Genomic DNA, 10,547 nt, shown 5'->3' with positions numbered 1-10,547 from the left:
TTGTTTCATTGGGCGATTCCCTTTCTGAATGAGTGGCTGATTTGTGAGCGGGTGCGATCGGATGTGGATTACACAGTCCGACATGCACCCGTGCCGGGGTCTGGCCGTGTCCAATACACCTCGTGCCAGCAGATTTTGGCGGCCTAATGATAGTCATCTCGGCCTAGGATTGCCAGTGCTGAGCCGTTGAGAGTGCTAAAAACGCCGGATTTTCGCTGATTTAGATTGGCGATATGAGTGCTACTTATGGTTTCTTGGTCTTTCCATTGGCTACTTTGTAGCCGCATATCCATGGTTTCTATATAATGCGCAGCCCCAGCCCCGATAGATTTTAAGTGCTATGTCCAGTTTGCCAAAGCTCGAGTTCAATAAATTGCAAAAACGCCTGCGCCGCCATGCGGGGCAAGCGATTGAAGACTATAAAATGATCGAAGAGGGCGATCGGGTGATGGTGTGCCTGTCCGGTGGCAAGGACAGCTATACCATGTTGGATATCTTAATGAATTTGCAAAAGAGCGCGCCGGTTAAGTTTGATCTGGTGGCGGTCAATATGGATCAAAAGCAGCCGTTCTACCCAGAGCATATTTTGCCTGAGTACCTTGACGCGCTGGGTATTGAGTATTACATCGTCAATAAAGACACTTACTCGATTGTTAAGCAAAAGATCCCTGAAGGTAAAACCACCTGCGGGCTGTGTTCGCGTCTGCGCCGAGGCACCCTGTATGCCTTTGCGGAAGAAATCGGCGCGACTAAAATTGCACTGGGTCACCACAAAGATGATATTGTGCAAACCTTGTTTTTGAACATGTTCTATGGCTCACGGCTGTCGGGTATGCCCCCTAAACTGCTGTCAGACGACAAACGCAATATTGTGATTCGGCCGCTAGCTTACTGCCGTGAGTCAGATATTGAAGCGTTCTCGCAGTACAAAGAGTTTCCCATTATTCCCTGTAACCTCTGTGGCTCGCAGGAGAATTTACAGCGCCAGAATATCCGTAAAATGCTGCTGGATTGGGAAAAAGCCGATGGCAGCCGCATTGAGAAAATTTTCTCGTCTATGCAAAATATTGCGCCATCGCAAATGGCCGATACCGAGTTATTTGATTTTGCCAACCTCACCATCGACCGTACGGGTGAACGCAAAGAATATGGTTTCGACTCTAGTCAAACCATCGATTCTGGTGGCGTGCCACTGTCATCACGAAATGACTATATCGAGATCACGCAGCTCTGAGGTCAGTTGTTTACCCCTGCCATTTAGATTTTTTCATCACTTCCGGGCCGCACTCAGCTGCTGGCCCGCTTTCTGCATTATTTCAGCATCATAGGGTTGGCGTGGCGGGTTTTACTTGCCACCGATGCACGGCTGTCAATAATATGACGGGTTTAGACTGTTGATTGATCGAATTTATCGGGATGTCAAATATTTGACAGTTCCTTTGTGGGGTAAGGCGGAGTGCACAGTGTTTGAAAAGGGTTTAGCGGGCAACGTAATGGCGGCGATGCTCATTGCCTTGCTGCTTATTGGCTGCGGCTTGATTGCGCAGGCGGTTTGGCCGCAGTTACTCAGTGCAGGGCAGTTTCAGTATGCCGATCAAAGTACGCTTGCCGACGAGGTACGCCTGCGCGAAATTCAGCTTCAGCGCCAGTCCCAGCAATTAATAGAGCCTTTTGTGGCAGGGGCGGACTTTCGCGTTATCGTTAATATAAATGATGTTAGGCCGGGTGCTAGGCAGGTCACGCTATTGATTAATCGCCCTGAAGCGGACAGCGCCTTAGCGCAAAGTTTGCGGGAAATATTGTGGTCAGGGTTAGCGCTAAACGCAGCGCGGGGTGACAAAATTGTTGCTCAGTTTCATGCCTTCGCGTCAACGGGTTCCGAGGGCGCTAGCGGTTTACGAACAGGCGATAAGATATTTTCTTGGCGAGTAGTTGTAGGCGTGGTAGCCGTTTCCTTTGTGCTAATGGTTGTGTGGTTTTCGCGTCGCCGGCGCAGCCGTGAGTTGCTGAAAGCGCAAGAAACCGATGGTTATCAAGAGCAATTGTTGGCTTTGAAGGTGATTGCAAAGCAGGAGCCGGGACGTGTTGCTGGGGTGTTAAGTGCGTGGTTAAATGATGAGCGGCAATAATATGGCCTGGCAAGGGGGCGTAATGTCACTAGCGTGTTCTGCGAGGTTTGTGCGCGCATGGTAAATTCCGCAAGTGTGACGCTATCGAGTACAGAGCAGGCGGCCGCACTGTTGATGTCCTTAGATAAGGCTGATGCGGCTGCGGTTATGCGCGCTATGGTGCCTCGCGATTTACATAGAGTGGTCGAGGCAATGGCAATGATGTCTGCGCCAAACAATGCCGATTTCATGACTATTTTGCGTCGTTTTCATCGGGATGTGGCCGGTTTTTCTGGCGTTAAAGTGGGCGTTAGTGACGCGGTATCGAGTCTGCTTGAGGAGGCGCTGGGGGAGGAGCGGGCTAAGTTGATGAGCGATAGGCTGGCCTTTCATGGTCAGGCAAAGCATATCGCAAAATTGAAGTGGTTAGACGCCACTACTATCGCGGGTATTATTCGCCGCGAGCACCCTCAGATTCAGACGGTGGTTGTTGCCTGCTTGGAACCTCGCTTGGCGAGTGAGGTGTTGCTTGCCTTTGACGAGGCAAAGCGCGTTGATGTTTTAGCGCGCTTATCGGCTCTTAAGTTGCTTACTCCCGCTGCTTTGGAAGAGTTGGAGTGGTTGTTGGAACAGTATTTCAGCGACCTCGGTCGCCCGGTTGGCAGGGCCTTGCAAGGCGACTCGATGGCGGCGAAATTGCTCAATGAAATGGATGTTGGGACGGAGAGTGCACTGTTAAATGGTCTTCGTTATGCCCAGCCGGAAAGTGCCGCGAGGGTTGAGGAACTCATGTTTGGCTTTGCCCAAATTGCGAATATGGCGCCGCGAGATTTAACAATACTCCTTGCTCAGCTCGCCCCCGAAGTTTTGGCCCCGGCCTTGCGAGGCACTGGTGCTGAGTTGCGCAAGCAACTGCTTGGCAATCTGTCGGCGGATAAGGTGGCGGCGATCGCCGCCCTTGGCTCGCGCTTTAGCCCCACAGAAATTGAATCGGCGCGCGCCGAGATAGTTAGCATTGCGAAGCAGATGGCGGCAGTGGGTGAAATAATACTTGATGCGCGTAAAATAGATGTATTCTGAGCTTGTAGACGCAAAAATTAGTGCGCAACTGGGCAATAAACAACATGGATGATGCCAATATGAATGCCTTGGATTTGAGTTTATTAGATGAATTGCGCGAGTTTATGGACGCCGACCTTCATATTCTAATTAGTGAATTTGAGGAAGATACTCGGGAGCGTTTACTGCAAGTAGGGCAAGCGATAGAGCGGCGCGATGCAGAAACGCTGCGCCAGACAGCTCATAGTTTAAAAGGCGGCGCGGCCACGCTGGGGGCGGTGGGGTTATCGCAGCAGTTTCGCGGTTTAGAGTTGCGTGGTCGCGATGCGAGTTTCAGTGGTATAGATCAAGATTTTGGCAATACCCAGCGCAGTTTTGAAGAGGCTATGGCCTCGCTTAATAAATGGCTTGCTCACGTTTAATATTGAGCAATGTGCTGGCTAATTCAGTGCTGCTGTCAATTAGTTGACAGTGATGGCTTTTCTAAGTGACTGATTTTATAAAAAAATAATTGGCTCGTCCCTTGCATTCATTGGTGTTGATGATTCGTGTTCAGCGCTAACGGTTGTGTTTTTATATGGTTAAAGACTTGCTATCGCAGGCAGAGATTGATGCCCTGCTGGCCAATGTGCAGGCCCAAGATGTTCGCGCAGAAGATGCTGCGAAGCCACCGCGGTCGTTTGATTTGGCCAGTCGACGGCAGCCGAAAAAGCGCCGCTTGCCCGGCCTAGAGCAGCTTAATAAACGGTTTGCGGAGCGCTTTCGCGACAGTATTTCTGATGTTTTGGGTCAAGGGGTGGATGTTGTCGCCCTCGATCTGCAATTTCTACCGTACAGCGAGTATTTGCATTCGCTCTACGTGCCGACCAGTTTAAACTTGATGCGTGTCCACCCGCTGAAAGGGGCGGCAATGTTGGTGTTTGACGCGCGCTTAGTCTTTAGATTGGTTGATATATTTTTTGGCGGCAGCGGTGGCCAGGGCAGCGCCGATGGTCGCGATTTTAGTCCGGTTGAGCGCCGAGTGCTTGCGCGTTTGGTGCGCCGTGCGCTCGGCGATTACCAGCAGGCTTGGGCTTTGTTCAAAGACGTGCAGTGCGAAGGGCTTGCCATGGAAGTGAATCCCGCTATGGCGGCCATTGCCGGGCAGTCCGAAACCGTGGTTTTGTGTCGGTTTCAAATTGAACTTGAAGGCGGCGGTGGCGGTGAATTTCATATTACATTGCCGCAATTAATGCTGGAGCCGGTACGAGATCAGCTGAGTAAGAAAGAAAGTGCTGACCAAGCGGTAGAAGACCCCTATTGGCAAGCCGCTCTGCGTGACTCCTTGCTGAATTTACGCGTCGCCACTCGATGTACGATTGCGGAGCCGATATTGAGTTTACGAGAAGTAGCAAGCATGAAAGTGGGCGATATTATTCCACTGGGCGCGGGTCAGCGGTCAGTATTAAAGGCCAGTGGCGTTGAGATGGCCACGGCCAGCTTGGGCGTGGCTAATGGCCAATTAGCCCTCAAAATTATTGACCGAAGGGCGTAATTGAAATGATAAACCTGCTGAGAGGTATCGCTCATGGATAATCAAGATGAGCTGCGCAGGCAGCGCCGGGCCCTCAAAGAAGAGATTGAAGCCGCCGACCGGGGCGGGGCGGGCGCGTCGGGTAACAGTCAAGCCCGCGAGGGGTTTCAGACGACCAGTGCGTTTCAACATGCGGGAGCGCGGCTCCAAGATCGCAAGCCCGCTGCGCCAGATCTGGAAATGGTGCTCGATATTCCGGTGCGCATTACCCTCGAAGTGGGCGGCGCGGATATGCCAATCCGAGAGTTATTACAGTTGCATCAGGGTGCTATTGTAGAGTTGGATCGCCAGGCGGGTGAGCCGCTCGACGTTCTGGTTAACGGTACCTTGGTCGCCAGAGGGGAAGTTGTGGTGGTAGAAGATAAGCTTGGCATACGATTGACTGAAGTCGTTAGCCCTGCTGAACGCTTACAATCTTTGTGATGAGATCAGGACGATTTAATGAAGCACCGCCTCATATTCTTAAGTAAAACCCCGGCCAAACTTAGGGGAGTTGCCGATATGCTGGATCAGCCTCATTTGTCTGGCTGGCGTTGGTGTGTGGTTAGTAAGCACGTCGCCGATGTGCAGCGTATGGGCGTGCCAGTGGCCTCCGAACTGCTACTTAGCAATCTTTATGGTCGAGCTTGGCGTGGTGGATTCTGGGGGTTTCTGCTTGGCTGTCTATTGGTAATGATCTTTGTGTCTGCCTTTAATTTGAACGACGGTTTAGCGCGCGAAATACTTTTTTATTCGCTACCGCTGAGCTTTTTGTGTTTTGGCGCGTGGGAAGGTGGCTTTGTTGGCTTGACCGAAAACAATCCAAATTTGGCACCTTTTCAGTCCTATGTTGATTCAGGCCGCCTCGTGCTTTTAGTTGATGTGCACAGTGTTGATCTGCGTTTGCTTAAAAAGATTATGGCAATGTGTAATGTAGAGCAAATTGGCGATTATTCTCGGCGGCTGCCCGGTATGCCCTGGCGCGAGCATAGTATTAGCGCTGCGCAGGTGAACGGGTGAATTCCCGGCCGGTGCAGGTGATTGCCGTCAGTGGCGGCAAGGGCGGGGTAGGTAAAACCAATGTCGCTATTAATCTCAGTGTCGCGCTCGCTGAGGCGGGTAAGCGAGTGGTAATACTTGATGCCGACTTTGGTTTGGCGAATATCGACGTATTGTTGGGTTTGCGTAGCACCAAAACCATCGAGGATGTTCTCGATGGGCGCTGCTCGCTGCAAGAGGTCATGTTAACGGGGCCAGCGGGCATTAAAATTATTCCTGCTTCGTCCGGCACACGGCGTTTAACCATGCTGTCTAGCCTTGAACATGTGGGCTTGATTCGGGCGTTCAGTGAGATCGCCGAGCAGCTGGATGTTTTAATTGTTGATACTGCGGCGGGGATTTCTGACTCGGTGGTAAATTTTGTCAGCGCGGCCCACGAGGTGCTATTGGTGGTCTGTAATGAGCCGAGCTCGATAACTGACGCTTACGCCATGATTAAATTATTAAATAGGGATTTTGGCCGCAGCCGATTTCGGATACTGGCTAATATGGTGGCGGACGAAGCGGAGGGGTGGCAGGTCTTTGAGACTTTAAATAACGTGTGTCAGCAGTTTATTGAGGTCGCTTTGATTTACACGGGCGCAATTCCTTTTGATCAGCACTTACGCGATGCGGTGCGCCAGCGCCATCCGGTGATATTACATGCGCCAAGCAGCGTTTCAGCTAGAGCTTTGCGTGACGTTAGCAAAAAGCTACAAATGTGGCCCTTGCCTAGCCGCATGGAGGGGCGCTTATTGTTTTTTATTGAACAATTAACGGCGGTGGACTCTCAGCGACGGGGCATTGGGGAGCGTCGCGATGGGTGACAATTCCTCGCCGAATCCCTTTGAGCACAACCAGGAGAGCAGTGATCCGGTGTCGTCGGCCTCGGGCCTGCGTAGCCAGATGCGTATTTTGGTTGTTGAGGATTTTTCGACAATGCGACGGATAATTCGCAATCTCCTTGGCGACTTGGGATATCGCTACATTAGTGAGGCAGACGACGGCTTAGCGGCACTGCCTATGCTGCATAATCAGCATTTTGATTTTGTTATTACCGATTTGTTGATGCCGCATATGTCGGGTCTTGAGTTGTTGCGGGCTATTCGTGCTGATCGCCGACTTCGCCATATTCCAGTGTTAATGATTACCGCAGATGCGCACCGCGAGCAAATTATTGAAGCCGCTGAAGCGGGTGTGAACGGGTATATTGTCAAACCTTTCACTGCGGCAATGCTGGAAAGCAAAATAATGCGCATTTTTGCTAGAGTTGACGGTTAATGACGCTATGCCGCGGGCAAGTTGCTGGATTGTGATCGGTGTTACAGTAGCCAGAGAATAATTTGGTCATAATCATAATATGTGTGCTTGCTGCGCTTGTTGAACCGTGAGATTTAATTGGATTATGTGTGAATAAAACTGAACACGAAGGGATTATGGCGATTTTTTTGGCGGAAGCCGAAGAAATTGTCCAGCGCCTATCTGAACAGTTAGCCGAGCTGCAATATGGCTACGACGGTCAGCGTATCCTCGATGATATTCATCGTGGTTTTCACACTCTTTATGGCGGCGCTGCTGTGTTGGGCTTGGCTGAATTGGTGGAGTGCGCGCAACTTTCTGAACGACTCATGGAGCGCTTGCGCACACGCCGAATGGCCTTGAGCCCGGCCGCGGTGTCGCTGATTTTAAGCGCAGTGGAAAGTGTTCAGGTAATGCTTGCCCGCCGTATCAATCATCAGGAGCCTGAAGCGCTAAGCCGGGAGTTAAAACAGCGTCTGGTGCAAGCTGCAGATGGCAGCGATAAATCGGCGAATACCATTGTGTCACCACACGCCGACAGCGACCCCATGGGCTTGTTTTTCGATGGTCGCCTAACATCACGTAAATCTGGCACTCCCTTGAATCTAAATTCCGGTGGCATCTTGCCGTCGGTTGCTACAAATCAAATAACTGATGATGAATTTGAAAACTTACTCGATAGCCTCTACGGCAAAGGTAGGGGGCCAACGTCGCGCAAAGTTGCTGCCCGAGGCGGTGAAGCTGGCGGAGCTAGTGCTACCGAGACAATGGTCAGGCCGCAAGCAGCTTTGGCTACTGACGTGATGACGGGCGACAGCGGTATAGGCCATTTGGTTCAAGAGTTGAGCTGGGTGCGCAATCGCTTAATCCGCTTTCAGGGGCTTGAACAAAAGACAGAGCTTGATAAGGCCCTGGCGTATCTGGACTTAGTCACCAGGGATATGGAAGCCTGGCTACAGAGCCGGGCGAAGCGCCGGTAGCGCGGTGTGCATTACTAGCGTCAGTTTTGCTGCCAAGCAATAGATTTACTCGACGACAATCCTGTTTAGGGACTAAATTCCACTCTGCTTCGTATATACTTGCAGCGTTTTGGCAGATGCTGAGGCCCGCGTGATGCTGGTCTGCTACGGGAGTGATTTTGGCACAGACAGGGCTGGAGGTAAGGCAACTCTACAGTGAGCGCGATGATCGTGTGCTGTTTGCTGAGCTGTGTTTTACGCTAAATGCCGGTGATGTGCTGCAAATTGCCGGGCCTAATGGCAGTGGCAAGACCAGTCTGCTGCGAATTTTGGCGGGTTTATCCAGTCGTTACCACGGCGATATTCTTTGGCACAAGCACTCGTTGGAGCAGCAGCGCGCTGACTACCTCCAGCAATTGCTGTATATCGGTCATGGCGCCGGTATCAAGGCCGCATTAAGTCCACTGGAAAATTTGCGGTGGTCTTGCGCCTTGCGTGGTTTACCCGCAGACGACAATCCCATTCTCTCGGCCTTGGCCAAAGTAGGTTTGCGGGGTTTTGAAGAGCAAGCCTGTTACAGCTTGTCTGCAGGGCAGCAGCGCCGTGTGAATCTCGCGAGATTATTTTGTATTCCGGCCCAGCTGTGGATTTTAGACGAACCCTTTACCGCTATTGATCAAGGCGGTGTCGCTGAAATTGAACAATGGATTAGCGACTTTGCCAATGCCGGTGGCGCGGTCTTGTTAACCACGCATCATCGACTTTCGATTAACCGCCCCCTTCGTATTATTGAATTGGGGGAGCGGTAATGACGTTATTTAGCTTGGCGTTGGCCGTATTGCGTAGGGATTTGCTCGCCGCTGCGCGCCGGGGCAGTGAATGGTCAAATCCCCTCGTGTTTTTTGTCATGGTCTGTGCGCTGTTTCCGCTCGGGATTGGCCCTGAACCCCAGCGATTGGCGGCGTTGGCACCTGGAATCTTGTGGGTAGTGGCTTTATTAGCATCCTTGCTCGCCAGCGATACGGTGTTTCGCAGTGATTACGACGACGCTACCCTCGAGCAAATGCTGCTTAGCCACCAAGCCTTATATCCGCAAGTGATCGCTAAAACCTTGGCGCACTGGTTGTTAAGTGGTTTGCCTCTTAGTCTACTTTCGCCTTTATTAGGTGTTTTGTTGCATTTGCCGACGGCGGGGATGCTGGCTTTGATGGCGAGCTTGGCGCTTGGTAGCGCCGTATTAAGCTTTATTGGTGCTATCGGCGCGGCGTTAACCGTAGGCTTGCGAAAGGGCGGCTTATTGTTGTCACTGATCATCTTACCCCTGTATATTCCCGTGCTGATCTTTGGCAGTAGTGCCGTCAAAACGGCGGTCGACGGGGGCCCATTTCTACCGCAACTGGCGATGCTGGGCGTGTTTTTTCTGGTTGCCTTGGCGCTGGCACCGCTGGCGATAGCGGGCGCTTTGCGAATTAGTGTGGATCAGTAGTGGCGCGGGGTATCTGGTATACTTCGGCGCGGTAATTATTTGCCAGAGCGGCATTAGGCTTTAGTAAAAGAGAGAAGAGTTTTGTCTATTTGGACTACGTTTCATAAATGGGGCTCGCCGCGCTGGTTTTATCAGTTCAGTGGCCGCTTGCTGCCGTGGCTGGGGGGCTTGTCTCTATTGTTGCTCATTGGTGGCGCGGTGTGGGGCTTAGCGCTGGTGCCGCCCGATTATAAACAGGGCAATAGTTTTCGTATTATTTATGTGCATGTACCTGCGTCGGCGGTGGCCATGGGCGCGTATATGACCATGGCCATAGCTGGCGCGATTCACTTGATTTGGCGAATGAAGTTGGCGGCAATGGTCATGAAAGCGATTGCGCCGATCGGTGCCTCGCTTACATTTCTTGCGCTGTTGACTGGCGCTGTGTGGGGCAAGCCAACTTGGGGTACCTGGTGGGTATGGGATGCTCGTATCACCTCTGTGTTAATTTTGTTCTTTTTGTATCTTGGGGTTATTGCTCTGCATCAAGCCTTTGAAAATCGCGAAGCAGCGGCCAAGGCCTGTGCGGTACTGGTGATCGTGGGCGCAGTTAATATCCCCATTATTTACTGGTCTGTAGAATGGTGGTACAGCCTGCATCAGCCAGCCAGTATTCGTTTTATCGGTGAATCCTCTATTCATCCCAGTATGCTGAGGCCCTTGATGGCGACCATGGCGGGCATGTATTTGTTTTTCGCCTGGGCAATGTTGTTGTTTACTCGTAATGAAATTCTTGATCGTGAGCGCAATACCCGCTGGGTCCAAGACATTGTCTGCGGTAATGATAAAAACGCGGAGAGTAGCAGTGTACTTTGATTCGATTGGCGAGTTGTTCGCAATGGATGGCCACGGCCCTTACGTGTGGTTCTGTTACGGTATAACAGCACTGGTGTTGTGCGTTATTTTATTTGAAGCCCGTCGCCGTCGTCTCGGTGCTGAACAGCGGGTGCGTGGGGTGGTTCGCCGCAAACAAGCAAACGCTCATAAAGTGAAAGGCAAAGAGTAAA

14 protein-coding genes are annotated in these 10,547 nt (G+C 51.6%); all 14 read left to right on the top strand.

The genetic code is table 11. From position 1 onward, the window contains the following. The first annotated feature begins 340 nt into the window (after positions 1-340). A complete protein-coding gene (gene ttcA, locus ABYP33_RS08680) occupies positions 341-1,234 on the top strand; it encodes a tRNA 2-thiocytidine(32) synthetase TtcA (RefSeq protein ID WP_373090391.1) in 894 nt (297 codons plus the stop codon). Positions 1,235-1,463: 229 nt separating this feature from the next. Continuing rightward, a complete protein-coding gene (locus ABYP33_RS08675; RefSeq protein WP_373090390.1) occupies positions 1,464-2,129 on the top strand; it encodes a hypothetical protein in 666 nt (221 codons plus the stop codon). A gap of 57 nt (positions 2,130-2,186) precedes the next feature. Then, the gene (locus tag ABYP33_RS08670) at positions 2,187-3,188 is read left to right on the top strand and encodes a FliG C-terminal domain-containing protein (RefSeq protein ID WP_373090388.1); all 1,002 of its coding nucleotides are present in this window, start codon (positions 2,187-2,189) and stop codon (positions 3,186-3,188) included. Positions 3,189-3,232: 44 nt separating this feature from the next. Continuing rightward, entirely contained in the window at positions 3,233-3,589 is a 357-nt protein-coding gene (locus tag ABYP33_RS08665) for an Hpt domain-containing protein (RefSeq protein ID WP_373090387.1), read from the top strand. A gap of 155 nt (positions 3,590-3,744) precedes the next feature. Next, on the top strand, positions 3,745-4,701 hold the full coding sequence (gene fliM, locus ABYP33_RS08660) for a flagellar motor switch protein FliM (RefSeq protein ID WP_373090386.1): 957 nt from the start codon (positions 3,745-3,747) through the stop codon (positions 4,699-4,701). A gap of 33 nt (positions 4,702-4,734) precedes the next feature. Further along, positions 4,735-5,163 (top strand): flagellar motor switch protein FliN, encoded by a 429-nt coding sequence (gene fliN, locus ABYP33_RS08655; protein WP_373090384.1) that lies wholly within the window; start codon positions 4,735-4,737, stop codon positions 5,161-5,163. Positions 5,164-5,181: 18 nt separating this feature from the next. Continuing rightward, the gene (locus ABYP33_RS08650) at positions 5,182-5,739 is read left to right on the top strand and encodes a hypothetical protein (RefSeq protein ID WP_373090383.1); all 558 of its coding nucleotides are present in this window, start codon (positions 5,182-5,184) and stop codon (positions 5,737-5,739) included. Further along, complete coding sequence (locus ABYP33_RS08645; RefSeq protein ID WP_373090382.1) at positions 5,736-6,584, top strand: MinD/ParA family protein; 849 nt, start codon at positions 5,736-5,738, stop codon at positions 6,582-6,584. Before ABYP33_RS08650 ends, ABYP33_RS08645 begins: the two co-directional genes overlap by 4 nt. Before the next feature lie 79 nt (positions 6,585-6,663). Next, a complete protein-coding gene (locus ABYP33_RS08640) occupies positions 6,664-7,038 on the top strand; it encodes a response regulator (RefSeq protein ID WP_008249576.1) in 375 nt (124 codons plus the stop codon). A gap of 128 nt (positions 7,039-7,166) precedes the next feature. Continuing rightward, positions 7,167-8,036, top strand: a complete 870-nt coding sequence (locus ABYP33_RS08635; RefSeq protein WP_373090381.1) for an Hpt domain-containing protein — start codon at positions 7,167-7,169, stop codon at positions 8,034-8,036. Between the two features lie 158 nt (positions 8,037-8,194). Further along, positions 8,195-8,824 (top strand): cytochrome c biogenesis heme-transporting ATPase CcmA, encoded by a 630-nt coding sequence (gene ccmA / locus ABYP33_RS08630; protein ID WP_373090380.1) that lies wholly within the window; start codon positions 8,195-8,197, stop codon positions 8,822-8,824. After that, positions 8,824-9,501, top strand: coding sequence for a heme exporter protein CcmB (ccmB, locus tag ABYP33_RS08625; RefSeq protein ID WP_373090379.1), 678 nt, complete (start codon positions 8,824-8,826; stop codon positions 9,499-9,501). The genes ccmA and ccmB overlap by 1 nt, the downstream gene beginning before the upstream one ends. 87 nt (positions 9,502-9,588) lie before the next feature. Further along, positions 9,589-10,356, top strand: a complete 768-nt coding sequence (locus tag ABYP33_RS08620) for a heme ABC transporter permease (RefSeq protein WP_373090394.1) — start codon at positions 9,589-9,591, stop codon at positions 10,354-10,356. Beyond that, the gene (ccmD, locus tag ABYP33_RS08615) at positions 10,346-10,546 is read left to right on the top strand and encodes a heme exporter protein CcmD (protein ID WP_373090378.1); all 201 of its coding nucleotides are present in this window, start codon (positions 10,346-10,348) and stop codon (positions 10,544-10,546) included. The genes ABYP33_RS08620 and ccmD overlap by 11 nt, the downstream gene beginning before the upstream one ends. Position 10,547 lies beyond the last annotated feature (1 nt).

Origin of the sequence: Zhongshania sp. (assembly GCF_041584495.1) — a bacterium.
In the GTDB taxonomy this organism is placed as follows: Bacteria; Pseudomonadota; Gammaproteobacteria; order Pseudomonadales; family Spongiibacteraceae; genus Spongiibacter.
This window is presented reverse-complemented; position numbering and strand designations above follow the sequence as displayed.